At 71.6% G+C, this 25,578-nt stretch carries 21 protein-coding genes; 10 read left to right on the top strand and 11 right to left on the bottom strand.

The window, feature by feature from the left end; translation table 11 throughout:
* Positions 1–108: 108 nt before the first annotated feature.
* The 4 genes from L2C96_RS41895 to ald form a co-directional block, all read right to left on the bottom strand.
* Complete coding sequence (locus L2C96_RS41895) at positions 109–3,855, bottom strand: ABC transporter ATP-binding protein (RefSeq protein ID WP_237340032.1); 3,747 nt, start codon at positions 3,853–3,855, stop codon at positions 109–111.
* Positions 3,856–3,877: 22 nt separating this feature from the next.
* Positions 3,878–4,759 carry an ABC-2 transporter permease gene (locus L2C96_RS41890; RefSeq protein WP_020420476.1) on the bottom strand — a complete coding sequence of 294 codons (882 nt, stop codon included), beginning with the start codon at positions 4,757–4,759 and terminating at the stop codon, positions 3,878–3,880.
* On the bottom strand, positions 4,759–5,808 hold the full coding sequence (locus tag L2C96_RS41885; protein ID WP_237340031.1) for an ABC transporter ATP-binding protein: 1,050 nt from the start codon (positions 5,806–5,808) through the stop codon (positions 4,759–4,761). The genes L2C96_RS41890 and L2C96_RS41885 overlap by 1 nt, the downstream gene beginning before the upstream one ends.
* A gap of 274 nt (positions 5,809–6,082) precedes the next feature.
* Entirely contained in the window at positions 6,083–7,198 is a 1,116-nt protein-coding gene (ald, locus tag L2C96_RS41880) for an alanine dehydrogenase (protein WP_237340030.1), read from the bottom strand.
* A gap of 155 nt (positions 7,199–7,353) precedes the next feature.
* Here ald and L2C96_RS41875 point away from each other — a divergent pair, with 155 nt between their 5' ends.
* On the top strand, positions 7,354–8,286 hold the full coding sequence (locus tag L2C96_RS41875) for a zinc-binding dehydrogenase (RefSeq protein WP_237340029.1): 933 nt from the start codon (positions 7,354–7,356) through the stop codon (positions 8,284–8,286).
* A 3-nt stretch (positions 8,287–8,289) separates the two neighbouring features.
* Here L2C96_RS41875 and L2C96_RS41870 read toward each other — a convergent pair whose 3' ends face one another.
* The 3 genes from L2C96_RS41870 to rdmE all read right to left on the bottom strand — a co-directional run bounded on the left by L2C96_RS41870 (position 8,290) and on the right by rdmE (position 12,161).
* Positions 8,290–9,015, bottom strand: a complete 726-nt coding sequence (locus L2C96_RS41870; protein WP_237340028.1) for an MOSC domain-containing protein — start codon at positions 9,013–9,015, stop codon at positions 8,290–8,292.
* Between the two features lie 10 nt (positions 9,016–9,025).
* Entirely contained in the window at positions 9,026–10,543 is a 1,518-nt protein-coding gene (locus L2C96_RS41865; protein ID WP_237340027.1) for a PucR family transcriptional regulator, read from the bottom strand.
* A 67-nt stretch (positions 10,544–10,610) separates the two neighbouring features.
* Positions 10,611–12,161: an aklavinone 12-hydroxylase RdmE gene (gene rdmE, locus L2C96_RS41860; RefSeq protein WP_237340026.1), complete on the bottom strand. Its 1,551-nt coding sequence runs from the start codon at positions 12,159–12,161 to the stop codon at positions 10,611–10,613.
* Between the two features lie 170 nt (positions 12,162–12,331).
* Here rdmE and L2C96_RS41855 point away from each other — a divergent pair, with 170 nt between their 5' ends.
* Both L2C96_RS41855 and metX read left to right on the top strand, forming a co-directional pair.
* The gene (locus tag L2C96_RS41855; RefSeq protein WP_237340025.1) at positions 12,332–13,636 is read left to right on the top strand and encodes a bifunctional o-acetylhomoserine/o-acetylserine sulfhydrylase; all 1,305 of its coding nucleotides are present in this window, start codon (positions 12,332–12,334) and stop codon (positions 13,634–13,636) included.
* 14 nt (positions 13,637–13,650) lie between these two features.
* Positions 13,651–14,772 (top strand): homoserine O-acetyltransferase MetX, encoded by a 1,122-nt coding sequence (metX, locus tag L2C96_RS41850; RefSeq protein ID WP_020420468.1) that lies wholly within the window; start codon positions 13,651–13,653, stop codon positions 14,770–14,772.
* Here metX and L2C96_RS41845 read toward each other — a convergent pair.
* A complete protein-coding gene (locus L2C96_RS41845) occupies positions 14,693–15,697 on the bottom strand; it encodes an AraC family transcriptional regulator (protein ID WP_237340024.1) in 1,005 nt (334 codons plus the stop codon). The genes metX and L2C96_RS41845 overlap by 80 nt on opposite strands.
* Positions 15,698–15,779: 82 nt before the next feature.
* Here L2C96_RS41845 and L2C96_RS41840 point away from each other — a divergent pair, with 82 nt between their 5' ends.
* On the top strand, positions 15,780–16,202 hold the full coding sequence (locus L2C96_RS41840; protein ID WP_237340023.1) for a pyridoxamine 5'-phosphate oxidase family protein: 423 nt from the start codon (positions 15,780–15,782) through the stop codon (positions 16,200–16,202).
* A 75-nt stretch (positions 16,203–16,277) separates the two neighbouring features.
* Here L2C96_RS41840 and L2C96_RS41835 read toward each other — a convergent pair whose 3' ends face one another.
* Entirely contained in the window at positions 16,278–16,688 is a 411-nt protein-coding gene (locus L2C96_RS41835; protein WP_237340033.1) for a hypothetical protein, read from the bottom strand.
* 116 nt (positions 16,689–16,804) lie between these two features.
* Complete coding sequence (locus L2C96_RS41830; RefSeq protein ID WP_020420464.1) at positions 16,805–17,395, bottom strand: SACE_7040 family transcriptional regulator; 591 nt, start codon at positions 17,393–17,395, stop codon at positions 16,805–16,807.
* A 153-nt stretch (positions 17,396–17,548) separates the two neighbouring features.
* Here L2C96_RS41830 and L2C96_RS41825 point away from each other — a divergent pair, with 153 nt between their 5' ends.
* Positions 17,549–18,328 (top strand): SGNH/GDSL hydrolase family protein, encoded by a 780-nt coding sequence (locus L2C96_RS41825; protein ID WP_020420463.1) that lies wholly within the window; start codon positions 17,549–17,551, stop codon positions 18,326–18,328.
* Between the two features lie 49 nt (positions 18,329–18,377).
* Here the strand turns inward: L2C96_RS41825 and L2C96_RS41820 are convergent, their stop codons facing one another.
* Positions 18,378–18,956 (bottom strand): dihydrofolate reductase family protein, encoded by a 579-nt coding sequence (locus L2C96_RS41820; RefSeq protein WP_237340022.1) that lies wholly within the window; start codon positions 18,954–18,956, stop codon positions 18,378–18,380.
* Positions 18,957–19,111: 155 nt separating this feature from the next.
* Between L2C96_RS41820 and L2C96_RS41815 the strand changes: the two genes are divergently transcribed.
* The 5 genes from L2C96_RS41815 (at position 19,112) to L2C96_RS41795 (ending at position 25,234) form a co-directional block, all read left to right on the top strand.
* On the top strand, positions 19,112–20,725 hold the full coding sequence (locus L2C96_RS41815) for a carboxyl transferase domain-containing protein (RefSeq protein ID WP_017984665.1): 1,614 nt from the start codon (positions 19,112–19,114) through the stop codon (positions 20,723–20,725).
* 5 nt (positions 20,726–20,730) lie between these two features.
* Entirely contained in the window at positions 20,731–22,692 is a 1,962-nt protein-coding gene (locus L2C96_RS41810; protein ID WP_237340021.1) for an acetyl/propionyl/methylcrotonyl-CoA carboxylase subunit alpha, read from the top strand.
* A complete protein-coding gene (locus tag L2C96_RS41805; RefSeq protein ID WP_237340020.1) occupies positions 22,689–23,843 on the top strand; it encodes an acyl-CoA dehydrogenase family protein in 1,155 nt (384 codons plus the stop codon). The genes L2C96_RS41810 and L2C96_RS41805 overlap by 4 nt, the downstream gene beginning before the upstream one ends.
* Positions 23,844–23,924: 81 nt before the next feature.
* Positions 23,925–24,416: a SigE family RNA polymerase sigma factor gene (locus tag L2C96_RS41800; protein WP_020420459.1), complete on the top strand. Its 492-nt coding sequence runs from the start codon at positions 23,925–23,927 to the stop codon at positions 24,414–24,416.
* A complete protein-coding gene (locus tag L2C96_RS41795; RefSeq protein WP_237340019.1) occupies positions 24,413–25,234 on the top strand; it encodes a hypothetical protein in 822 nt (273 codons plus the stop codon). The genes L2C96_RS41800 and L2C96_RS41795 overlap by 4 nt, the downstream gene beginning before the upstream one ends.
* The last annotated feature ends 344 nt before the right edge of the window (positions 25,235–25,578 follow it).

The following is a 25,578-nucleotide window of genomic DNA, read 5'->3' as shown; positions in this document are numbered from 1 at the left end:
CATGGTCGGCTGCCGGTTGGCGGCTGGGTTGCGGCCCTGGCTCAAGGTGATCGTTGCGTGTCAGGCGACGGGATGACCACCCAGCTTCGGTTTTGTTCAAAGATGGCGCTATGCGCCTGTTTTCCACAGGTGTGCGTAGTGGCCGTTCGCTGCCAACAACTCCTCGTGGGTGCCTTGTTCGACGATTCGTCCGTGGTCGAGTACCACGATCCGGTCCGCGCGAGAGGCCGTCGCCAGGCGGTGTGCCACCACGAAAGTCGTGCGGCGCTTGGCTACCGTTTCCGTTGCGGCGAGGACCGTGGCTTCCGCGGACGGGTCCAAGGCGGCCGTCGCCTCGTCGAGGAGCAGCACGTCCGGGTCCACCAGTTCCGCGCGGGCCAGTGCGACCAGTTGCCGCTGCCCCGCGGACAACGATCGGCCCCGTTCGCCCACCGGCTGGTGGAAGCCCTGCGGCAGGGCGGCGATCGCGTCCACCGCGCCGACCGCGCGCACCGCGGCTTCGACCTCCGCGTCCGACGCGGACGGGTTGCCGTACCGGACGTTGTCGGCCACGGTGCCGGAGAACAGGTGCGCCTCCTGCGGCACGACGCCCATCCGCCGGTGCAGCCCGGCCAGGTCGTAGTCCCGGACGTCGACCCCGTCGATGCTCACCTTGCCGCTCGTCGCGTCGTAGAAGCGCGCCGCCAGTTTGACCACTGTGGACTTCCCGGCGCCGGTCGCGCCGACCAGGGCGACCGTCTCGCCCGGCGACACCTTCAGCGAAACATCAGCCAGCGCGAGGGATTCTGTGCCGGTGTAGGAGAAGTCGACCGCGTCGAAGGCGACTTCGCCGCGCAGGCGCTCGGGCACCGGCACCGGGTCCACGGGCGGCGGCACCGACGTCGGCGTCCGCAGCAGGTCGCCGATCCGGTGCAGGCCGACCTTCGCCTGCTGGTACCCGTCGAACACCGACGACAACTGCTGGATCGGCGAGAAGAACAGGTTCAGGTACAGCAGGAACGCCAGCAGCACACCGACCGCCAACGTCCCGTCCGCGACCCGGTTCGCGCCCGCCACCAGCACGACCGCCTCCGCCACCCCGGACAGCAGTGTCACGAACGGGAAGTACGTCGCCACATACCGCTGGGCGCGCAGGCGCGAGCGGCGGTACGCGTCACTCCGAGACGCGAAGTCCTCGGCCGACCGCTCCTCCCGGCTGTACGCCTGCGCGACCCGCAGACCGCTCACGTTCTCCTGCATGTCGGCGTTCACGGCGCTGACCTTCTCCCGCGCCTCGGTGTACGCCGCGCTGGACAGGCGCCGGAAGATGATCGTCGCGATCACCAGCACCGGCACCACGGACAACGCGTACAACGCCAGCGACACGTCGGTGATCAGCAGCGCCCCGGTGATCCCGACCAGCGTCAGCGCGCTGATCACCGCCTGCGCGACACCGGTCTGCAGGAACGTCGACAACGCGTCCACGTCCGTCGTCATCCGCGTCATGATCTTGCCGGACAGCTCGCGCTCGTAGTAGTCGAGCCCGAGCCGCTGCAGGTGCGCGTAGCTGCGCACGCGCAGCGAGTACAGCACCGTCTCACCGGCCCGCGCGGTGATCCGCGTCTGCGCCGCGATCACGAACCAGTCCATCGCGATGATGAACGCGCCGATCCCGGCGCACAGCCACACCACCCACGGCAGGCCGGGACGCACGCCGTGGTCGACGCCCTGTTGGTACAGCGCGGGCAACGCGATCGACGCCGCGGCGTCCAGCCCGACCAGCAGCACCGCGGCGATCAACAGCCCGCGCACCGGACGCAGCGCCGAACCCAGCCGGAACCCGGGATCCGGCGCGGTCACCGAATCCGGATCCAGCGCGGGCCGATCCTTGGCGGGCGGCAGCTTGCGCACGCCCTCCAGCAGTTCGGCCGTCGGCGGCGCGTTGAGCGCGCTGCTCGCGCCCATGCCCCCGCTGCCCGGCATCGGCGCCGGCGCGTTCCGCTGCTGCGCCGCCTCGGCCAGCTCGTCGACCGCGTCCCGCTCGCCGGTCTCCGGCCAGAGTGCGGGCGTGGTCCCGGTTTCCGGGCTCGCCACGCAGTCGCGCTTGTGCACGTTCTCCACACCCTCGCCGGGCCCGGCGATCAGCTCGCGGAACAGCTCGCAGCGCTCCGCCAGCTCGTCGTACGTGCCGACGTCCACCACCCGGCCGGCGTCGAGCACCGCGATCCGGTCGGCCAGCGACAAGGTGGACTTGCGGTGCGCGATCAGCAACGTCGTGCGCGTCGCGGTGACCGAGCGCAGCGTCTCGTAGATCGCCGCCTCGGTGACCGTGTCCACCGCGGACGTCGCGTCGTCCAGGATCAGCACCCGCGGATCGGTCAGCAGCGCCCGCGCCAGGCCCAGCCGCTGCCGCTGACCGCCCGACAGCGTCAGGCCGCGTTCACCGACCTGGGTGGCGTAGCCGTCCGGCAGCTCGGAGATGAACTCGTGTGCCTCGGCCGCCTTCGCCGCGGCGATCACCTCCTCGTCGCTGGCGTCCGGGCGGCCGTAGGCGATGTTGTCGCGGATGGACGTGGAGAACAGGAACGCCTCCTCGAACACCACGCCGATCGCCTGGCGCAGATCCGCCAGCTTCACGTCCCGCACGTCGCAGCCGCCCAGCCGCACACTGCCCGAATGCGGGTCGTAGAAGCGGGGCAACAGCAACGAGATCGTCGACTTGCCGGAACCCGCGGTGCCGACCAGCGCCAGCGTCTCGCCGGGTTCCGCACGCAGGCTCAGCCCGTCCAGCACCGGTTCCGAGCGCGTGTAGCCGAACCGCACGTCGTCCAACTCGATGCCGAGCGGGCCGTCCGGCAGCGGCTTCGGCTCGGCCGGATCGGTGACCTCCGGCTGGGCGTCCACCAGCTCGTAGACGCGTTCCGCGCCGGCGCGGGTCAGCTGGGCCTGCACCACCAGCGCCGACATCATGCGGGCAGGCCCGATCAGGCCGGACACGTAGCTGGCGAACGCGAGGAACGTGCCGAGCGTGACCTGCCCGTTGAGCGCCAGGATGCCGCCGAAGGCCAGCACCGCGACCTGCCCCGCCGCGGGCAGCGCGGACGTCGTCGCCGTGGGCACCGCGGCCAGCCGCGCCGCGCGCAGCCGCTCCGCGAACAGCCGCCGCGCGGTCTTCTCCAGCCGCGCGACCTCCCTGGCCTCCTGCCCGAAACCCTTCACGACGCGGACTCCGGTGACGGTCTCCTCGACGTGCTGCGCCAGGTCCGCCGCCCGTTGCTGCGCCGACCAGGTGGCCGGGAACAGGCGCTTGCGGGCCATGCCCGCGACGATCGCGACCGCGGGCACCACGATCAAGGCGATCACCGTCAGGCCGGGTGACATCCACAGCATCGCGGCGACCGAGAACACGGCGAACACGACCGAGCCTGCCGACAGCGGCACCACGAACAACAGCGACACGACGAGCTGCAGATCGGTGATCGCCCGCGACACCACCTGACCGGTGCGCAGCGAGTCCTGCTTGCCACCGTCCAGCCGGGACACCGAGTCGAACACCCGCTGGCGCAGGTCGTGCTGCACGTCCAGCGCGAGCCGCCCGCCCAGGTAGCGGCGGACGAACGCGGTGCCGAACATGAGCAGCTGCACGCCGATCAGCCCCGCGACCAGCAGGCCGAGCCGTCCGGTCTGCGAGGCCACCGCGTCGTCCACGGCGACCTTCACCAGCAGCGGGCTCGCGGCCTGCAGGCCGACGCTGAACACCGCCGCGGCGAGCGACGAGACGACCAGGACCGGATGGCGCCAGCAGGCCGCGGCCAGCCGGCGGATCCATCCGGTCCCGGGGTTTTCGACAGTGCGTGGTGGTGCGACAGTCACCACGCCAGGTTATGCGCGTGTGCGCTTAGGTGATGTCTCGGCGCTGGTTGGAGGCCCAGCCGCCGACGAAGAACACCAGCGTCCAGGCCAGGAACACCAGCGCGGCGGCCCACCACGAGATCAGGCCGGGCGCACCGGCCGAGAGCTGCAGGCCCAGCTTGTCCCAGTGCTCGACACCACCCGGCAGGTTGATCGAGTCGATGCCGAACGCCTCCGCGGCGACACCGCCGACGATGCCGTTCGCGGTGCTGTTCGGCAGGATCGCGCCCAGCACGTCGGTGGTGTTCCACATCGCGATGACCAGCACGTTCTCCACGATCAGGAAGTACCCGATCAGCAGGATCACGGCCAGCACGACCTTGTTCAGCACCGCGCCGAACCCGATGCCGAACAACGTCACCAGGATGTAGGCGAGCACCGTGGCGCCGAACGCCGCGAGCCACTGACCGCCGGTGGGCAGCCGGTCGCTGTCCACGGTGATGGCCGTCGCCAGCGCTGACACCGCGAAACTGAGCAGACCGTAGAGCGCGCCCCACAGGATGTAGGTGATCATCTTCGCGGTCAGCGCGGACACCCGGTTGGGCGCGGTCAGGAACGTCGTGGTGATCGTCTTGCTGTTGTACTCGCCGGCCAGCGCGAACACGCCGAAGATCGCCGGGACCAGCTGCGCGATGTTCACGCCGTGCGCGATGCTCAGCAGCCCGACCGGCAGCGCGTCGGCGGACACCCCGGCCTGCTCGGCGATGATCCGCGCGGTGCCGGAGCCGATCCAGTCGGCGAAGTCGTTGGTGATCTTGCCCCACGCGAACGACATCCAGAACGCGACCAGCACCAGCGGGATGATCAGGATCCACCAGGTGTTGAGGCTGAGCGTCTTGCGGAACTCCGCCTTGATCAACCGGCCCATCAGCCCTGTCCTCCCCAGCCGCCGTGCCCCTGCTGCGGCGGTGCTTGCTGGTACTGCTGCTGCGGTGGGTATCCCGGTGGCGGCGGGCCGCCCCAGCCGCCCTGCTGCGGCGGCTGGCCGTACGGCTGCTGCGGCGCCCCCGCGTACTGCGGGCTGGTCAGCTGGAAGAACAGCTTCTCCAGGTCCGCCCGCTCCTCCTCGATCCCGTACACCGCGATCCCGAACTTCGCGACCAGGTCGCCGATCTGCTGGCGGGTCGCGCCGACCACCGCGACGCGCCCGTCCGGCGTCGGCTCCACCTGCGTGAAGCCGGCCTCCTGAAGCGCTTTCACCAGAGCGTTCGCGTCCGCCGCCTGCACCAGCACCCGCGACTGCTGGCTGCTGCGCAGCTGGTCCAGCGGGCCGTAGTAGCGCGTGACGCCGTGGCTGATGATGACGACCTGGTCGATCGTCTGCTCCACCTCGGACAGCAGGTGGCTCGACACCAGCACGGTGCGGCCTTCGCGGGCGTAGGCGCGCAGGAAGTTGCGCAGCCACACGATGCCCTCCGGGTCGAGGCCGTTCGCCGGCTCGTCCAGCACCAGCACCTGCGGGTTGCCGAGCAGCGCGGTCGCCAGCGCGAGCCGCTGCCGCATGCCGAGCGAGAACCCGCCCGCGCGGCGGTCCGCGGCGCCGGAGAGCCCGACCAGGCCCAGCACCTCCTCGACGCGGTTGTCCGGCGCGCCGATCGCCGCGGCGTACACCTTCAGGTGGTTCCGCGCGGTGCGCTTCGGGTGAAAGCCCTCGTTCTCCAGCACCGCGCCGACGACCTGCGCCGGGTTGCCCAGCTGCTGGTACGGACGGCCGTTGATGGTGGCGACACCGGCGGACGGCGTGACCAGGCCGAGCAACATGCGCAGCGTGGTGGTCTTCCCGGCGCCGTTCGGGCCGAGGAAGCCGGTGACCGAGCCGGGGCGGACCTCGAAGCTCAGGTTCTGCACCGCGGCGACCGGCCCGAAGTGTTTGCTCAGGTTCTGCACGAATATCCGGCCGCTGCCGTCGTGTTGCATGCGCGCCCCTCCCGGCCCGGTGAACTTGATCGCGGGCACATAGTGCCCTACTCGTGCCCGGTTCAACCCGTCCGGGTGCCGTGTGTCGGGGAGGGTGCGCACAAAGGGGCGGCCCGCTCAACCAGCCTGGGGGTCACTGGGAGCGGGCCGCCACGTACAAGCTTAGGTGGTATCCCCGGACTTCGCTTACGCGGGGGCCCATGTTGGTCTGAAAAGTTCTTCACACGTTCGGTGGTGGGGTGGGCGGTCCCTGACGCGGGACCGCCCACCGGGGTCAGGCGAGGACGTCGGCCAGCGGCGTGTGCGGCAGGTCGTGTGCCTGCGCGACGGGTGCGTTGACCAGGGCGCCGTCGTGCGCGTTGAGGCCGAGCGAGAGAGGGCCGTTGGCGCGCAGCGCGGCCTGCCAGCCGTGGTCGGCCAGCTGGACGGCGTAGGGGAGTGTGACGTTGGTCAGGGCGTAGGTGCTCGTGCGCGGAACCGCGCCGGGCATGTTCGCCACGCAGTAGAAGACGGACTCGTGCACGGTGTAGGTCGGGTCGTCGTGCGTCGTCGGGTGCGAGTCGGCGAAGCACCCGCCCTGGTCGATCGCGATGTCCACGAGCACGCTGCCCGGCTTCATGCGCGCGACCAGGTCGGTGGAGACGAGTTTCGGCGCCCGCGCGCCGGGCACCAGCACCGCGCCGATCACCAGGTCGGCCTCCAGCACGGCCTGCTCGACGGCGAACGCGTTCGAGGCGACGGTGCGGATGCGGCCGGCGAAGTCGTGGTCGATCTGGCGCAGGCGGTCCACGTTGGTGTCCAGGATCTCGACGTCCGAGCCGAGGCCGAGCGCGATGCGCGCCGCGTTGAGGCCGGCGACCCCGCCGCCGATCACGACCACCCGCGCCGGGTGCACGCCGGGCACGCCGCCGGGCAGCACGCCGCGGCCGCCGCTGGGCTTCATCAGGGAGTGGGCGCCGACCTGCGGGGCGAGCCGCCCGGCGACCTCGGACATCGGCGCCAGCAGCGGCAGCGCGCCGCTGGGCTGCTGCACGGTCTCGTACGCGATGGCGGTCGTGCCCGCGTCCAGCAGGGCCTGCGTGAGCGGGCGGTCCGCGGCGAGGTGCAGGTAGGTGAACAGCACCTGGTCGCGGCGCAGCCGCGGGTACTCCTCGGCGACCGGCTCCTTGACCTTGAGGACCATCTCGCCCTCCGCCCAGACGTCGTCGGCGGTGGCGAGGATCTTCGCGCCCGCGGAGACGTACTCGTCGTCGCTGATGGCGGACCCGATGCCGGCGCCGGCCTCGATGAAGACCTCGTGGCCCCGCGCCGTCAGTTCGTGCACCCCGGCCGGGGTCACGGCGACGCGGTACTCGTGCTTCTTGACCTCGCGGGGGACGGCGATGCGCACTGCTTCCTCCTGCATCCGTGGACGTGGTGCTGACCACGGTGAACCACCCGGATGGCGGTGTCATCGTGCCTCGCCGACAATTCTCCGCCGCTCGGATGGTGCCCGCAGGACAAGGCCTTGACCTCCACCTTGGTCGAGATCCCAGGATGATCTCCATGAGAGCGGTGTGGTTGAGGGAGTTCGGCGGGCCCGAGGTGCTCGTCGCCGGTGATGCGCCGGATCCGGTGCCCGGTCCCGGGCAGGTGCTCGTGGGTGTGACGTTCGCCAACACGACCTTCGTGGAGACGCAGTTCCGGGCGGGGCTGCCCGGGCCGTTTCGCGCGGAGCCGCCGGTGATCCCGGGCAACGGGGTCGGCGGGGTGGTGCTGTCCGGGCCGGATGAGCTGGTGGGCGCGCGGGTGGTGACGAGCCTGAACGGGTCGGGCGGGTACGCCGAGCGCGTCGTGGTGGACGCGGCGGCGCCGTTCCGCGTGCCGGACGGCCTGGCGCTGGACGACGCGGTGGCGTTGCTGGCCGACGGCCGGACCGCGACGGCGCTGATCCGCGCGGCGGGCGTGTCGGCGGGCGAGCGGGTGCTGGTGGAGGCCGCCGCGGGTGGCGTGGGGAGCCTGCTGGTGCAGCTGGCGCGCAACGCGGGCGCGACGGTGATCGCGGCGGCAGGCGGCTCGCGCAAGACGGCGGTGGCCCGCGACCTCGGGGCGGATCTGGTGGTCGACTACACGCAGCCGGACTGGGCCGCGCGGGTCGGCCCGGTGGACGTCGTGTTCGACGGCGTGGGCGGCGCGATCGGGGCGGCCGCGTTCGGTCTGGTGCAGCGCGGCGGGCGGCACTTCAGCTACGGCCTGGCGAGCGGCGCGTGGACGGAGGTGTCCGAGGAGGAGGCCGCCGCGCGGGGCGTGGTGTTGCACCGGGGCCCGCTGGGCAGCCCGGCCGACCTGCGGGCCGCCACCGAGTGGGTCTTGGCCGAAGCCGCGGCCGGCCGGGTGAAACCGCTTGTGGGACAACGCTTCCCGCTGGACCGGGCCGCCGACGCGCACCGGGCGATCGAAAACCGCGCGACGATCGGCAAGACGCTGCTGGAGGTGTGACCCTCAGGCGGGGCGGGCGTCGGCGGTGTCCCCGACCGCCACCACCCCGGCGCGCGCCACGCGCATGATCACGCCGAACTTGTTGGCGTGCCGGTCGATCAGGTGGGTCTGCAACTCCGGCCACCGCTCCCGGCCGGAGGGCTCCCAGCTCGGCACGGCGCAGCGGATGCACGGTCCGGCGTGGTCACCGGTCACCTCCAGCGACACCTCGCCGACGTCGAGCGTCGTCCCGGTGGTCCAGTCCTCCTCGGCGAAGGCGGGGGCGTCGGTGGTCAGGTGGATGTTCGGGCGGAAGCGGTGGAGTTCGACGGGCTTGCCGAGCTCCGCCGCGAGCGCTGCCAGCGACGCCTCGAACGTGACCAGCACGGTGGGGCCGCGGTCCTGCTGCCCGTCCGCCGCGCGCAGCTCCACCGGCATCCCGAACGACCCGGCGAGCGCGTCCGCCAGGCCGGGCTCGTCCCAGGACCAGGACCGGCCGTCCGGCGCGCGCAGCATCGGGGGCTTCGGCGGGTCGATCACGTCGGCGCCGTACTCCGCGCCCCAGGTGAGCATCGGCGGGTTCTGGCGCACCGTCAGCACCTTCCCGCGGCGCTTCTCCCGCCCGTCGACCAGCGCGTGCGCCCGGTCGCCCGCCATGCCCCGCCCGTCGAAGCGCGCGGCGCGGACCTCCTCGCCCCGCAACGACTTCACCGGCCAGCGGTGCAGCCCGGCAACCGACCCCTCGAACACGGAAACCCTCCTACGACCAGCGCACGGCGACCAGCTGGACCAGCAATGCTAACCGGACATCCGGGTCGTCCAGGTCGAGCGGGACGAGTTCGAGCACGCGCCGCATGCGGTACCGGAACGTGTTGGGGTGGATCCGCAACGCCTGCGCCGCCGAGCGCGGGTCCCCGGGGTGGCGCAGCCACTCGTAGAGCGTGTCGACGTAGCCCGTGCCGTTGATCCGGTCGTACTCGCGGAGCTGTTCGAGCGGGCCGAGTTCGGCAACACCCGCCGCGGCCGCCGCCGATGCCGTGCGGTGCAACGCGAGCGCCGTCCACAGGCCGTCGAAGCTGCCGGACGGCCCCTTGATCACGCCGGCTCGCAGCAGGCTCAGCGTCTCCTCCGCCTCGGCGCGTGATCGCGGCAGCTCGCCGATCTTGACCGCGCTGCCCGCCGCGACCCGTGGCGCGCCGCGCGCCGGGTCGGCCAGCGACGGCCAGTCCGCGCCGTCCGGCACGACCGTGTAGAGCAGCCCGCCGAGTTCCGTCGCGATCGGACGGCGCCCGATGCCCAGCGACATCCGTTCCATCAGGGCCAGCCGCAGGCCTTCGTCGTCCCCGGGGGTGTCGACGACGACCACCCGGTGCGGTTCGTCGGTCAGCTCCAGTTCGGCGATCGCGGCGCGCGGACCGGCTTTTCCCTCCAGGACGGCACGCAGCAGTTCGGCCGACGCGCGCCGCTGGGCGTCGGCGTGGGCCCGGCGGCGGAGGAGGTGCAGCGCGACGACCGGCGCGGTGTCGGCGAACGCGGCGGCGCGCTCGTCGGACACCGGCCCACGCACCACCGCCCACATCGAGCCGAGCAGTTCGCCGCCCATCCGGATGGGCACGATGAGCCGCGGCAGCGTGCCGTCCCGTTGCTCCGGAACGAAAATCGTCTGCCTGCCGCGGGACAGTTCGCGGAACACGCCGCGGGAGCGGAACTTCGCGAGGACGTCGTCGGGGATGCGGCGGCCCATGATGGTGGACACGCGCGCCGGGTCGGTGATGTCCTGCCGCGCCGAGTAGGCGAGCACGCGGGAATTGGTGTCCTCGATCGTCACCGGAGCGTCGACGACCGCCGCGACCGCGTCCGCGAGCCGGAACAGGTCCGCCGAGGCGGGATCCCCCTCCAGCGACTCGGGTTCCTCCGCGGCGGCGTCCAGCACGGTGCGCAGCAACCACACCAGCTGGGCCCATGCGGTCGCCGCGCGAACCTCGATGAGGGCGACGCCTGCCGCCTTCGCCGCCCGCCGGACCGGCGGCTTCCGCGCGACCGGTGGCTTGAGCAGCACCGCGGCGGCGCCGGCCGCCGCACTGTGCCGGATGAGCTCGACCCCCGCGGCCGGGTCGTTGATGGCGACGCCGAGGACCAGGTCGCCCGCCGCGAGCTGGGCGGGCGCCCCCGGCTCGGCGATCACCACGTCCGCGACCGCGGGGCAGGGGTCGGGCAGCTGGACCGCGTGCAGCAACGTCGGCCCCACCCGGTCGACCACGCTGCGGACGGACACCATTTCCGCAGGATACGGCCCGGCGGCGGGCGAGTGGCGGCGCGAGTGGCTCCCGCGCCGCCACTCACGGCTACCTGCTCAGCACCCGGGCCAGCACGTCCCACAACGTGGCGGCCGGGTCGGCGGCGGCGCCGGGGCTCCGCCACGCCACGATCCCGTCCGGACGCACCAGGCTGGCGCCGCCGTCGCCCAACCCGAACCGCGCGCGGAACACGCCCGCGGGGTCGTCGAAATCGGTGCCGCACTCCCGGTACTCCAACGCGATGCCCGTCTCCGCGCGCACCTCCGCGACCGCGTCGCGCCAGCCGCCGGTGCCGAAGACGACCCAGCCGTGGCCGAGGAAGTCCCAGGTGGAGCCGGTCGCGGTGGGCACGTGCGGCGCGCGGAACCCGGGACGGCCGGACGGCTCCACCGGGTTCTCCAGCAGGTCGTCGTCCTCGGCCAGCACCGCGCCCGACCGGTAGCGGAATCCCAGCGTGAGCGCCATCTGGTCGACCGGCGGGGCCACCCCGGTCAGGTCGAGGTCGGGCACCATCCGCTCTTTCGCGTTGTGCAGCGAAGTGCTGACCACCATCTCCGCGATCGGCTTGCGCTCGGCCTCGTAGCTGTCCAGCAGCCCGGGCCCGGCGTCGCCGCGGAGCACCGCGGCCAGCTTCCACGCGATGTCGTGCCCGTCGCCGACCGCGGTGTTCCCGCCCATGCCGCCGGTCGGCGGCGTGACCTTGGCGGCGTCGCCGACCAGGAACACCCGGCCCGCGGCGAACCGGTCGGCGACCCGCGCCGCCATCTCCCACGCGCCCGTCCACTGGATCTTCGGCTCCAGGTCCGGCAGATCGGTGGCCACCCGGATCAGGTGGACCAGCCGCTCCTCGGGAAAGTCGTCGGCCGTATCCCCGGGCCCGATGTCGACCGCGCACACGTACCGGCCGGGCACGTCGGTGTTCACCAGCGCACCGGTGAACTCCGGGTGCTGCAGGTAGAACAGGTCGGTCACGCCAGGCAGCAGCCGGTCGCCGAGATCGGCGTCGAACACCACCCCGATCGACTGCGCGATCGCGCCGAGCCCGGAGCTCCCGATGCCGAGCACCTCCCGGATCCGGCTCCGCCCGCCGTCCGCGGCCACCAGGTACGACGCGCGCACGGTCGTCTCCGAACCGGCCCGGGAGCGCAGCACCGCGGTCACCCCGTCGTCGTCCTGCGTGAACGACACCAGTTCCGTCGAAAACCGCACGTCCGCGCCCGCCTCGCGCGCCCGCTCCAGCAGGATCGGCTCGACCACGTCCTGCCCGGCCATGCCCCACGGCGCCGCGGTCGCCGCGCTCAGGTCGATCTCCCCGAGGTCCTCGACGATCCGGTGGAACACCGGTCCGCTCAGGCTCGCGGCGACGGTGATCCGCAGCCCCTGCGAGGCCCGCTCGCTGACGCCGAGCACCTTCCGGTCGATCCCGGCGAACCGGTACAGCTCCATCGTCCGCGGCGTCTGCCCGGACGCCCGCGGGTGCAGCGACGTGCCGGGGTGCCGTTCCACCGTCAGCACGTTCACCCCGCCGAGCGCCAGGAACACGCTCGCGGACAGGCCACCCAGGCCGGCCCCCACGACCAGGACGTCGACTCGTTCCATGGTTCCTCCTCACTGTGGAAATCCCGTTCGCCAAGTATCTTAGAAACTAAGAGATTAAGCAAGCGAGAAAAATCCACAGCGTGGGAACCGGTTGGGATGGTTGATCCGTTTTGACTAACTTCGGAGGCGGCGCCTTCCGCTGAACAGCCCACGCACCAAGGAGAACGACGATGACCGAGTCGCAGGCCTGGTCCTTCGAGACCAAGCAGATCCACGCCGGCGCGAGCCCCGACCCGGCCACGGGCGCCCGCGCGACCCCGATCTACCAGACGACGTCGTACGTCTTCCGCGACAGCCAGCACGGTGCCGACCTGTTCAGCCTCGCCGAGCCGGGCAACATCTACACCCGCATCATGAACCCGACCCAGGACGTCCTCGAGCAGCGCCTCGCCGCGCTCGAAGGTGGCGTGGCCGCGCTGGCGTTCGCGTCCGGTTCCGCGGCCACCACGGCGGCGATCCTGAACGTCGCCAACGCCGGCGACCACATCGTGTCCGGCGCGAAGCTGTACGGCGGCACCTACAACCTCTTCCGCTACACCCTGCCGAAGCTGGGTGTCGAGGTGTCCTTCGTCGAGCAGCAGGACGACCCGGAGCAGTGGCGGGCCGCCGTCCGCCCGAACACCAAGGCGTTCTTCGGCGAGACGCTCGCCAACCCGGGCAGCGACGTGCTGGACATCCGGACGATCGCCGACCTGGCGCACGAGGTGGGCGTGCCGCTGATCGTGGACAACACCATCCCGACGCCGTACCTGCTGCGCCCGATCGAGCACGGCGCGGACGTCGTCGTCCACTCGGCCACGAAGTACCTCGGCGGCCACGGCACCACGGTCGCGGGCGTGCTGGTCGACGGCGGCACCTTCGACTTCGGCGCGCACGGCGACCGCTTCCCCGGCTTCACCGAGCCGGACCCCAGCTACCACGGCCTCAAGTACTGGGAGGCCCTCGGCCCCGGCGCGTACGCGGCGAAGGCCCGCGTCCAGCTGCTGCGCGACACCGGCGCGGCGATCGCGCCGCTGAACAGCTTCCTGATCCTGCAGGGCATCGAGACGCTGTCGCTGCGCGTCGAGCGGCACGTCAGCAACGCGAAGGCGCTGGCCGAGTGGCTGGAGCAGCGCGACGAGGTCGAGCGCGTCTACTACGCGAGCCTGCCGTCGAGCCCGCACTACAACCTGGCGCAGAAGTACCTGCCGCAGGGCGCCGGTGCGGTGCTGTCGTTCGAGCTGCGTGGCGGCGTGGAGGCCGGGCGGAAGTTCGTCGACGGCACCGAGCTGCACAGCCAGCTGGTTAACATCGGTGACGTGCGAAGCCTCATCGTCCACCCCGCCAGCACCACCCACAGCCAGCTCGGCCCGGAGGAGCAGCTCGCCAGCGGCGTCACGCCGGGCCTGGTGCGGCTGGCCGTCGGGCTGGAGGGCCTGGAGGACCTCAAGGCCGACCTCGAGGCCGGGTTCCGGGCGGCGAAGGCGGCCCTGTGACACAACCGTCCACTGTGGATCTGCCGCCTGCGACGGGTGCGTGGCGGGAGGGGGATCCACCGGGACGGCGGCAGTGGGCCGCAGGCGGACAGCTGCGGCTGGACGCCGGCGGCTCGCTGCCGGAGTACCGGATCGCGTACGAGACGTGGGGCACGCTGAACTCCGACGGCTCCAACGCGGTCCTGATCGAGCACGCCCTCACCGGCGACAGCCACGCCGCCGGTGAGGCCGGGCCGGGGCACCCCACGCCGGGCTGGTGGGACGGCCTGATCGGGCCCGGCCGCGCGCTGGACACCGACGAGCTGTTCGTCGTGGTGCCCAACGTGCTCGGCGGCTGCCAGGGATCGACCGGGCCGTCGTCGCCGGACCCGGACGGCCGGACGTGGGGGAGCCGGTTCCCGCGCATCACGATCCGCGACCAGGTCCGGGCCGAGTCCGTGGTGGCCGACCAGCTGGGTGTCGAGCGGTGGGCCGCGGTGCTGGGCGGGTCGATGGGCGGCATGCGGGCGCTGGAGTGGGCGGCGACGTTCCCGTCCCGGGTCGCGGCGTTGCTGGTGCTGGCCGCGCCCGCCGCGTCCTCGGCTGACCAGATCGCGTGGGCCGCGCCGCAGCTGCACGCGATCACGTCGGACCCGGGCTGGCGCGGCGGCGACTACCACGACGCGCCGCCGGGCGGGGGCCCGCACCGCGGGCTGGGCGTCGCGCGGCGGATCGCGCACGTGACCTACCGCAGCTCACTGGAGCTGGACCAGCGGTTCGGCCGGTCGCCGCAGGGCGAGGAGGACCCGTTCGACGACGGCCGCTACGCCGTGGAGTCCTACCTCGACCACCACGCGGACAAGCTGGTGCGCCGCTTCGACGCGGCCTCCTACGTGTGGCTGACGCGGTCGATGAACACGCACGACGTGGGCCGCGACCGCGGTGGCGTCGGCGCCGCGCTGGCCGGGGTGACCGCGCGCAGCGTGATCGCGGGCGTCGATTCCGACCGCCTCTACCCGATGCGGCAGGCGCACGAGCTGGCGGCGGGAATCCCGGGCGCGGGCGAGGCCGCGGAGATCACCTCGCCGTACGGGCACGACTCGTTCCTGATCGAGGTCGCGCAGGTGTCGGCGCTGGTGAAGGCGCTGCTGCACTGACCCCAGTCCGATCCCGCCGGAACTCGCTCGGGTTGACGCCCCGGACCCGTTTGAACGCCGCGCTGAACCCGAACGGGTCGGCGTAGCCGACGGAGCGCGCGATCTCGCCGATGGTCGCGGCTTCCTGCGCCACCAGCCGGTCGGCGGCGAGCGTCATGCGCCAGCGGGTCAGGTAGGTCAGCGGCGGTTCGCCCATCAGGTCGGCGAACCGCTTGGCCAGGGTCGACCGCGACACGCCGGTGCGCCGCGCCAGCGCGGCGACCGTCCACGGCGCCGCCGGCTCGGCGTGCAGCAGGCGCAGCGCGCGGCCGACCACCGGGTCGCGCTGCGCGGCCCACCACGCCGGGGGCTCGCCGCCGGGCCGGTCGAACCACTCGCGCAGCGTGCAGACCAGCAGCCAGTCCAGCAGCCGGTCGAGCACGACCTGCTGGCCCGGCGCGTCGATGGCGACCTCGGCGGCGAGGTGGTCCAGCACGGGGTCGGAGGTGTCTCCGGTGCCGCCAACGCGCACCACGACGGGCAGCGCGTCCAGCAACCGGCGGCTGATCTCGCCGCGCACCGGGTAGGCGCCGACGATCAGCGTCGTCGCGCCGTCGCCGTGGTCGTGCCACCCGAGCCGGTACCGCGTCCCGCCCTGCTCGGGCGTCGCGCAGAACTCGCCACACGCGACCGGCTCGGCACGCGTGCCCGGCTCGTCGACGAAGGTGAAGGTCCCTGGTCCGCGCACGATGATCGTCTCGCGGGCGCGCAGCCGCTCGGGCCGGTGGTGTTCCGGCACGATCCAGCCCTCCCCGGTGAGCACCGTGCACAGGGTCAGCGGCGCGCCGTCCACGAAGTGCAGGTTCCACGGCGGGGACAGGGTCGTGCTGCCGAACAGCGAGCCGTGGGCGCGCACCCCGCGGATCAGATCGCTGAACACGTCCACGTCGACCAGGTTAGACGATCACACAGGTGATCCGGCCTTTCAGCCATGTGCTCGTCCGGGGTCGCGGTGTTCAATCGGGATCATGAGCGACAGTTCGCTGACCACCGACGACATCGAGTTCCTCCGCCGTCCCCTGCACGGGTTCCTGACCGTGGCCGCGGGCCCGGTCCCGCCGCAGCCGCGGCCCGTGTGGTTCGAGGCCGCCGACGACGGCACGATCCAGCTGTTCAGCATGCCGGACTCGCCCAAGTTGCGGCAGCTGCGCCGTGATCCGCGCGCCTCGATCGTGGTCGCCGCGCCGGTCGGTGAACGCGAGCGATGGGTGTCGGTCGCCGGCCGGGTCACGCTGGAACCGGATGGCGCGCGGGAGCTGAGCGCCCGCCTGGCCGCCCGTTACTGGGACCTCGACGACCCGGCCCGCGCCGCGGACCTCGCCGAGATCACGGCCGGAGAACTGGTCCGCATCGTCATCCACCCGGAGACCGTGCGCCGCTACCACTACTGACAGGCCGGTTCCGGACGTGCCGGCCCGCCGGAACCGGACCAGCGGCGGCCGGTCCGGCGCGGCGATCAGTCCCGGTCAGGTCAGCGCCTCGGAGATCCAGTCGGTGACCGGCAGGTCCCGCTCCAGGCACTCGGCCGACAGCCGCACCGTCCAGCGCAGCGCCTGCAGCGTCAGGCTGTCCACCTCTTCGCGGTTGGCGCTCGCCAGGGCGATCTCCACCTGCTCCGCGGCGGCCTCGGCGTTGCCGTGCACCTCCGCGAGCAGTGTCCGGACGGCGGTGCGCACCGGCGGGTCGGCCTGGTCGATCGACACCTCTTCACCGGTCTCGTCGAACACCTGCACCTTGACCGGGGCGCTGCCGCCGTCACCGAGCGTGGTCACCATCGTGCTGCACTCCTCGAACAGGAGCAGCATGAGCTCGCGCGTCTCGTCCCGGCTCGACGGGGCCACCTCGTCGAGCGCGTCGTCGTCTCGGCCGAGCTGCATCGCGACGAGAGCGCGCTGCGCCCGCGAGATCAGCTGCTGCCGGTCCTGGGTCACGGGATCTATCAAAGCCGGGGAAAGGCGTTCAACGGTAGTGGGAAAAACGAGTGACGCGATGATCACGCGGCGGACTGCAGTGCGCCGAGGGCGAGGCGCCGCAGCAGGACGGCCAGTTCGTCGTCGTCCAGATGGCGGTTGTACGGCGTGGAGTTGATCAACCCGAACACGGCGTGTGCCGCCGAGCGTGCCTGACGTTCCCCCACTCCGGGGACGGCATCGCGAATGACCTTCACCCATATCTCTACGTAACGACGCTGCAGGGCCCGCACCTGCTTGCGGTCGGCGTCGGTGAGGTTCGCGAGGTTGCGTTCCTGCACCGTGATCAGCGACGGGTGGGTGAGCGCGAAGTCGACGTGGAACTCGACCAGCTCCGCCAGCGCCTGCTGCGGGTCGGCGGTGGCGTCGACGCGCGCCGTGCCGCCGTCGAGGAGGTAGTGGCTGATCGAGTTCAGCATCTCCCCGAGCATCGCGTCTTTGCTGCGGAAGTGCCGGTACAGCGCGGGGCCGGAGATGCCGACGGCCGCGCCGATGTCGTCGATGCCGACGCCGTGGAAGCCGTGCCGGGCGAACAGCTCCGCGGCCGCGCTCAGGATCTCCTCGCGGCGGGTGGCCTTCTCGCCGGTGACCAGCGGTGTGGGACTCGTCGACACGTGAACATCTTATCGAGTCAGGTTAGCGAGCGCTAACGTCCGGCTCCTGTCACCTGTTGGTAGCCGAAAAGCCTACTAAAAGGGGCTCCCTTGTGAGCATTGCACCTGGTAATCGTTCATTGAGTTGATTACTCACGGAAGGTGGTCCCCGCTGTGCTGAGAACGCTTGCAACCACCGTCGTCGCGGCCCTGGCCACGATCGGCCTCACCTCCGGGGTGGCGAACGCCGCCACCCTCGACTACGTCGCGCTCGGCGACTCCTACTCCTCCGGGGTCGGCGCCGGCAACTACCTGGACTCGTCCAGCTGCAAGCGCAGCTCGAACGCCTACCCGGTGCTCTACGCCGGGCAGACGTCGGCTTCGCTGAACTTCCAGGCGTGTTCCGGCGCGAAGACCTCGGACGTGCTGAACAACCAGGTGAGCGCGTTGTCCGGGGAGACCGACCTGGTGACGATCAGTGTCGGCGGCAACGACGCCGGGTTCGCGGGTGTCATGCAGGACTGCATCCTCGGCGGGGACTCGGGCTGCAAGACCGCGATCGACAACGCGAAGGCGTTCGTCAACGGCACGCTGCCGGGGCTGCTGGAGAAGACCTACGGCGAGATCCGGTCCCGCGCCCCGGAGGCGACGGTGATCGTGCTGGGCTACCCGCACTTCTACAAGATCGGCGGGTCCTGCTCGGTCGGGCTGTCCGACACCTCGCGCGGGTACATCAACAGCGGGGCCGACGCGCTCGACTCGGTCATCCAGAAGGAGGCCTCGGAGGCGGGATTCGCCTTCGCGGACGTGCGCCCGGCCTTCACCGGCCACGAGATCTGCTCCGGTTCGGCGTGGCTGCACAGTGTGACGTACCCGATCGACGAGTCCTACCACCCGACGGCGACCGGGCAGGCCCAGGGTTACTACCCGTCGCTGGTGGCGGCGCTGGGCTGACGTTTTCCGAAGGGGCGGCCGCGCGGTGCGGCCGCCCCCTTTCGTGTGGTCAGCCGTGCAGCGTGGGCCGGTAGATCAGCTCCTGGATGTGCCCGTCGAGCGTCCGGTGCTCGATGAGCTCCAGGTCGAAGTCGGCGCCGCCGGCGAAGATCGGGTCCAGCCCGGTCTTGGCGGTGATCACCGGGAAGAGCGTCACGTGCAGGCGGTCGACCAGGCCGGCGGCCATCAGCGCCCGGTTCAGCGAGAGGCTGCCGTGCGAGCGCAGCGGCGCCTCCGACTCCTCCTTGAGCCGCCTGATGACGTCGACGGCGTCGCCACTGACCACGGTCGCGTCCGGCCAGTCGAGCGGTTCCCGCAGCGTGGACGACACGATGGTGGCCGGCAGGCTCCGCATCCGGGTCACCCACGGGTCGCGGACGTCGGAGTCCTCGGTGCTCTCGGCCAGCATCTGCGTGAACGCCCGGTACGTGTTCGCGCCGAAGACGATCCGCGGCTCCTCGTCGTACAGGGCGAGACGGCGTTCCAGCAGCTCGGGGCCCTGTTTGCCCCAGTAGCCGGTCCAGTCGCCGCCGGCCGCGCCGAAGCCGTCGAGGCTGGTGAAGACGTCGAATGTGTAGGTCGCGGTCATGGTGTCCTCCTCGTCTCTCACTGCCACGTCGGACGAGCCCACCACGATTCGACACCCTCGTGTGCCCGAATCTGGACATCGCACGTTAGTAGTGGTTAACATCGACCCGAACGTTAACGACTACTAACCACGTCCGGCGTCGGATGAGGAGGGTCATGGACTTCCCGGTGCTCGGCACCTCCGCGGACCCGCGAAGCGAGCAGTACGCCCGGAACGCGACCGCGCACGCGGAGCTGGTCGAGGATCTGCGCAAGCGCTTGGCGGCCGCCCGAACGGGTGGCCCCGAGAAGGCGCGTGCCCGGCATGTGGAACGCGGCAAGCTCCTGCCGCGGGACCGCGTCGACGCGCTGCTCGACCCGGGCTCGCCGTTCCTGGAGCTGTCGCCCCTGGCCGCCAACGGGCTGTACGACGACGAGGCCCCCGCCGCCGGCATCATCACCGGCATCGGGCGGGTCTCCGGCCGCGAGTGCGTCATCGTCGCCAACGACGCGACCGTCAAGGGCGGCACCTACTACCCGATGACGGTCAAGAAGCACCTGCGTGCGCAGGAAGTCGCCCTGCACAACAACCTGCCGTGCATCTACCTGGTCGACTCGGGCGGCGCGTTCCTGCCAAAGCAGGACGACGTGTTCCCGGACCGCGAGCACTTCGGCCGCATCTTCTACAACCAGGCGACCATGTCCGCGCGCGGGATCCCGCAGATCGCGGCCGTCCTCGGCTCCTGCACCGCCGGTGGCGCGTACGTCCCGGCGATGAGCGACGAGGCCGTCATCGTCCGCAACCAGGGCACGATCTTCCTCGGCGGCCCGCCGCTGGTGAAGGCCGCGACCGGCGAGGTCGTCACGGCCGAGGAGCTGGGCGGCGGGGACGTGCACGCCCGCCAGTCCGGTGTCACCGACCACCTCGCCAACGACGACGCGCACGCCCTGTCGATCGTCCGCAACATCGTCGCCACCCTCGGCCCGCGCAGCCCGCGCCCGTGGGAGGTCCGCCAGGTCGAGGCGCCCGCGGTCGACCCGGAGCAGCTCTACGGCGTCGTGCCCACCGACTCGCGCACCCCGTACGACGTGCGTGAGGTCATCGCGCGCATCGTCGACGGCAGCCGCTTCAACGAGTTCAAGAAGGAGTACGGCGCCACCCTGGTCACCGGCTTCGCGCACATCCACGGCCACCCCGTCGGCATCGTCGCGAACAACGGCGTCCTGTTCGCCGAGTCGGCCATGAAGGGCGCGCACTTCATCGAGCTGTGCGACAAGCGCTCGATCCCGCTGGTCTTCCTGCAGAACATCAGCGGGTTCATGGTGGGCAGGGATTACGAGGCGGGCGGCATCGCCAAGCACGGCGCGAAGATGGTCACCGCCGTGGCGTGCGCCCGGGTGCCGAAGCTGACCGTCATCATCGGCGGCTCGTTCGGCGCGGGCAACTACTCCATGTGCGGGCGGGCGTACTCGCCCCGCTTCCTGTGGATGTGGCCGAACGCCCGGATCTCGGTGATGGGCGGTGAGCAGGCCGCGTCGGTGCTGGCGACCGTGCGCCGCGATTCGATCGAGAGCCGCGGCGGCGAGTGGCCCGCCGAGGAGGAAGAGGCGTTCAAGGAGCCCATCCGCCGCCAGTACGAGGAGCAGGGCAGTCCCTACTACTCGACCGCGCGGCTGTGGGACGACGGCGTGATCGACCCGGCGGACACCCGCACGGTGCTCGGGCTCGCGTTGTCGGTCGCGGCGAACGCGCCGCTGGAACCTGTCAGCTACGGCGTCTTCCGGATGTGAGGGGCATGTTCGACACAGTCCTCATCGCCAACCGCGGCGAGATCGCGGTTCGCGTCATCAGCACCCTGCGGCGCCTGGGCATCCGCTCGGTCGCGGTCTACAGCGACGCCGACGCCGACGCGCGGCACGTGCACGAGGCCGACACCGCGATCCGCATCGGGCCCGCCGAGGCGACCCGCAGTTACCTGTCCATCCCGGACATCGTGCGCGCCGCCGTGGATTCCGGAGCGCAGGCCGTCCACCCCGGTTACGGGTTCCTCGCGGAGAACGCCGAGTTCGCCGCCGAGTGCGAGAAGGCCGGGCTGGTGTTCATCGGCCCGCCGGTGAGCGCGATCGACGCCATGGGCGACAAGATCCGGGCCAAGGCCACGGTGTCCGCCGCCGGCGTGCCCGTGGTGCCCGGCCTGTCCGATGTGGACGACTTCGCGAAGGCGGCCGACGAGGTCGGCTACCCGTTGCTGCTCAAGCCCTCCGCGGGCGGCGGCGGCAAGGGCATGCGGCTGGTCACCGAGCCCGGCGAGCTCGCGGCCGCGGTCGAGTCCGCGCAGCGCGAGGCCCGCTCGGCCTTCGGGGACGACCGGCTGCTGCTGGAGCGGTTCGTCACCACCCCGCGGCACATCGAGATCCAGGTGCTCGCCGACACCCACGGCACGGTCCTGCACCTGGGCGAACGCGAGTGCAGCCTGCAGCGGCGGCACCAGAAGATCGTCGAGGAGGCGCCGTCGGTGCTGCTCGACGAGGAGACCCGGGCGCGGATGGGCGCGGCCGCCGTCGAGGCCGCCCGCTCGGTCGGCTACGTCGGCGCGGGCACCGTCGAGTTCATCGTCTCCGCGCGCAAGCCGGACGAGTTCTTCTTCATGGAGATGAACACCCGGCTGCAGGTCGAGCACCCGGTGACCGAGATGGTGACCGGACTCGACCTCGTCGAATGGCAGGTGCGGGTCGCCGCGGGCGAGCCGCTTTCCCTGACTCAGGACGACATCCGCCTCAACGGGCACGCCGTCGAGGCCCGCGTCTACGCGGAGGACCCGGCGCGCGGGTTCGTCCCGACCGGTGGCACCGTGCTGGCGCTCGACGAGCCGCGCGGGCAGGGTGTCCGGGTCGACTCCTCGCTGGCCGAGGGCTCGGTGGTCGGCTCGAACTACGACCCGATGCTGGCGAAGGTCATCGCGTGGGGTCCGGACCGGGCGTCCGCGCTGCACCGGCTGGACCGGGCGCTGGCCGGGACGTCCGTGCTGGGCGTGCCGACCAACGTGACGTTCCTGCGCGCCTTGCTCGCCGATCCGGACGTGCAGGCCGGGCGGCTGGACACCGGCCTCGTCGAGCGGCGGCTGGACGAACTGGTCGAATCCGCGGTGCCGGACGAGTTCTTCGTCGCCGCCGCGATGGACCGGCTGCTCGGGCTGGTGCCGGAGGACACGTCCGACCCGTGGGCGGTGCCCAGCGGGTGGCGGCTCGGCGGGCCGGGCGGCGTCACGTTCCGGTTGCGTGCCGGGGACGCCGAAGCGCTCGTCACGATCGAGGGTCCGCCGGACGCCGCGCAGGTCACTGTGGACGGTGGCGAGCCGATCCCGGTTTCCGCGCGGCGCGACGGGAACCGGCTCGAAGTGCACTACGACGGCGAGTTCCGCCGGTACCTGCGGGCCGACGCGCCGCAGGACCGGGTGTGGCTCGGGCGGGACGGGCACGGCGTGGTCGTCGGCGAGCGGCCCAACCTGCTCGCCACGCACGGCGATTCGAGCGAGGCGGGCCCGGTGGTCAGCCCGATGCCCGGCACGGTGCTGGTGGTCAAGGTCGCGCAGGGCGACGTGGTGAGCGCGGGCGCGCCGCTGCTGGTCGTCGAGGCGATGAAGATGGAACACACGCTGGTCGCCCCGGTCGACGGCGTGGTCGAGGAACTCCGCGTCCAGGTGGGCCAGCAGGTGGCCCTCGACGAGACGCTCGCGGTGGTCAAGGAGCAGAAATGATCGACTTCCGGCTCGGTGAAGAGTACGAGGCGCTGCGCAAGAGCGTGCACGACTTCGCGCAGAAGGAGGTCGCGCCCGTCATCGGCGGCTTCTACGAGCGCGAGGAGTTCCCGTACGAGATCGTGCGGGGCATGGCGCGGATGGGCCTGTTCGGGCTGCCGTTCCCGGAGGAGTACGGCGGCATGGGCGGCGACTACCTCGCGCTGTGCCTGGCGCTGGAGGAGCTCGCGCGGGTCGACTCGTCGGTGGCGATCACGCTCGAAGCGGGCGTGTCGCTGGGCGCGATGCCGTTGTTCCGCTTCGGTTCCGCGGAGCAGAAGGAGAAGTGGCTGCCGTCGCTGTGCTCCGGGGAGGCGCTGGGCGCGTTCGGGCTCACCGAGCCCGGCGGTGGTTCGGACGCGGGCGCGACCCGCACCACCGCGAAGCTGGACGGCGACGAGTGGGTGATCAACGGCAGCAAGTCGTTCATCACCAACTCCGGCACCGACATCACCCGGCTGGTCACCGTCACCGCGGTGACCGGGGAGAAACCGGGCGGTGGCAAGGAGATCTCGGCGATCATCGTGCCGTCCGGCACGCCCGGGTTCACGGTGGCGCCGAAGTACTCGAAGGTCGGCTGGAACGCCTCGGACACCCACGAGCTGTCCTTCGACGACTGCCGGGTACCCGCGGAGAACCTGCTCGGCGAGCGCGGTCGCGGTTATGCGCAGTTCCTGTCCATCCTGGACGAGGGCCGGGTCGCCATCGCCGCGCTCAGCGTCGGGCTGGCGCAGGGCTGCGTCGACGAGTGCCTGCGGTACGCGGGGGAGCGGGAGGCCTTCGGGCACCGCATCGGCGAGTACCAGGCGATCCAGTTCAAGATCGCGGACATGGAGGTGCGCGCGCACACCGCCCGGCTGGCCTACTACGCCGCGGCGTCGAAGATGCTGCGTGGTGAGCCGTTCAAGAAGGAGGCCTCGATCGCGAAGCTGGTCGCCTCGAACGCGGCGATGGACAACGCCCGCGACGCGACGCAGATCTTCGGCGGCTACGGGTTCATGAACGAGTTCCCGGTCGGACGGTTCTACCGGGACGCGAAGATCCTCGAGGTGGGTGAGGGCACGAGCGAGGTGCAGCGGATGCTCATCGCCCGTGAGCTGGGTCTTCGCTGAATCCGGTGAACTGAGGCAACCTGCCGCGCCCCCTGCGCGTGTACCGCCCGGACGGGCCGGGACGGCTGAGCAGGGGGCGCGGTGGACGAGGATTTCGCGGAGTTCGTGCGGGCGGCGTTGCCCGGGCTGCTCCGTTACGGTCACTTGCTGACCGGCAACCCCCATGACGCGGCCGACCTGGTGCAGATCGTCCTGGAGAAGATCGGCGTCCGGTGGGGGACGTTGCGCGGTGCGGAGAGCCCGCTGCCGTACGTGAAGCGCGCCATGGCGAACACGCACGTCAGCAGGTGGCGCAGCAGGCGGCGGGAGAGCCTGGTCGCCGACATCCCGGAACCGCCTCCCTACACCCCGCCCGACCGGCTCGAGAACGAGCCGTTGTGGCAGGCGCTCGCGGCCTTGCCGCCGCGGCAGCGGACCGTCGTCGTGCTCCGGTACTACGAGGGGCTGTCCGAAGCCGAGATCGCCGATGCGATGCGGATCAGCCCCGGGACGGTGAAGAGCCAGGCCAGCAAGGCGCTGGCCAGCCTGCGCGGGAAGCTGGGGAGCCTGGTGGGGGTGGGTGACGAGTGGTGAACCTCGAGGACGAACTGAGCCGGTTGTTCGAGGATGAGCGCCTCGACGTGCCCGTCCGGCCCGGCGCGGAGCTGCTGGTGGTGGCCGGCGCCCGGCGACGCAGGCACCGGCGCAACGCGGCGGCGGTGACCGGCGGGGCGTTGACGCTGGTCGCGGTCACCGCGGTGGGCATCGCCCTGTCCGGGGTCGGTGGTGGCCGCACGGACACGCTGCCCGCGACGAACCTCCCGGTGACGACGATCGCGACGAGCGCCGGCCCGGAGTCGGGTCTGCCGCCGGTCCCGACCAGCTCCAGCGTGCCGCCGCCGCAGTCGTCGACGGGGGTGACGAGCGTCCCGAGCGTGACGGGTTCGCACAGCGCCCCCGACAGCCCGTCGCGGAGTTCCAGCACGCCGACCGGATCGGCGCAACGCCCGGCGTCCACCGACCCGACGATCGGCCCCACCGGCTGGGGCAGGCTCGTGCTGGGCATGAGCGAGGCCGACGCGGTGGCCACCGACGAGTTCGACATGAGCGAGGGCTACTCGGGCAGCTCGTGCCACCGGTACTGGCTGCGCGGCGGCGGAAGCCCGGTCGACATATCACCCACCTACGGGGTGGCTCGCATCTCGGCGAAGCCCGGGGTGACGACCCCGGAGGGAATCGGAGTCGGCTCGACGGACGCCGAAGTGATGGCGGCCTACCCCAACGCGACGACCGCCAACTACGTCATCACCGCACCAGTGCCAGGCAACCCGAAAGCGGTGTACGTGTTCAACACCGACCCGTCGCAAAAGATCTTCAGCCTGCGCCTGGAACTAACAACGCACAACTGTTGAACCGCCGCCCGGCAACGAAAAGCAAGCGACTACTCCAACCAGACCTCCCCCGCCCCCGATCCACAGCCGATCTTTAGTCGCCGACCAGGCTTGTCAAGGCACGCTTTCCCGCCTTGACAAGCCTGCTCGGCGACTGAAACACACTCAGGGAGAGGGGGCGGGGGTGGTCGAAGGTGACCTTTCGAGCGCCGTGAGGCGAACCCGCCCGCAGGGCGGAAAGATCAAAAGAGTCCTCGCCGGACGGGCAGGCTCCGGGATGACCAGAAAAGCCCCTCGTCTCACCTCGTGCGGGTGGTTGCGCTGGGTGGTCATCCCGTCGCCTTCCGGTTTGTGCATATCACCTT

This window comes from Amycolatopsis tucumanensis, from assembly GCF_021654135.1.
Classification (GTDB): domain Bacteria; phylum Actinomycetota; class Actinomycetes; order Mycobacteriales; family Pseudonocardiaceae; genus Amycolatopsis_E; species Amycolatopsis_E tucumanensis.
The sequence above is the reverse complement of the archived record's forward strand: the minus strand, read 5'-3'. Positions and strand labels throughout refer to the sequence as shown.

Bases quoted from the DNA above. Each gene is read 5' to 3' on its own strand.
- L2C96_RS41810 (WP_237340021.1), top strand. From the start codon at position 20,731: ATGTTCGACACAGTCCTCATCGCCAACCGCGGCGAGATCGCGGTTCGC.
- rdmE (WP_237340026.1), bottom strand. From the start codon at position 12,161: ATGGAACGAGTCGACGTCCTGGTCGTGGGGGCCGGCCTGGGTGGCCTG.
- L2C96_RS41885 (WP_237340031.1), bottom strand. From the start codon at position 5,808: ATGCAACACGACGGCAGCGGCCGGATATTCGTGCAGAACCTGAGCAAA.
- L2C96_RS41890 (WP_020420476.1), bottom strand. From the start codon at position 4,759: ATGGGCCGGTTGATCAAGGCGGAGTTCCGCAAGACGCTCAGCCTCAAC.
- L2C96_RS41865 (WP_237340027.1), bottom strand. From the start codon at position 10,543: ATGGTGTCCGTCCGCAGCGTGGTCGACCGGGTGGGGCCGACGTTGCTG.
- L2C96_RS41840 (WP_237340023.1), top strand. From the start codon at position 15,780: ATGAGCGACAGTTCGCTGACCACCGACGACATCGAGTTCCTCCGCCGT.
- L2C96_RS41835 (WP_237340033.1), bottom strand. From the start codon at position 16,688: ATGCAGCTCGGCCGAGACGACGACGCGCTCGACGAGGTGGCCCCGTCG.
- L2C96_RS41875 (WP_237340029.1), top strand. From the start codon at position 7,354: ATGAGAGCGGTGTGGTTGAGGGAGTTCGGCGGGCCCGAGGTGCTCGTC.
- L2C96_RS41820 (WP_237340022.1), bottom strand. From the start codon at position 18,956: ATGACCGCGACCTACACATTCGACGTCTTCACCAGCCTCGACGGCTTC.
- L2C96_RS41815 (WP_017984665.1), top strand. From the start codon at position 19,112: ATGGACTTCCCGGTGCTCGGCACCTCCGCGGACCCGCGAAGCGAGCAG.
- L2C96_RS41855 (WP_237340025.1), top strand. From the start codon at position 12,332: ATGACCGAGTCGCAGGCCTGGTCCTTCGAGACCAAGCAGATCCACGCC.
- L2C96_RS41805 (WP_237340020.1), top strand. From the start codon at position 22,689: ATGATCGACTTCCGGCTCGGTGAAGAGTACGAGGCGCTGCGCAAGAGC.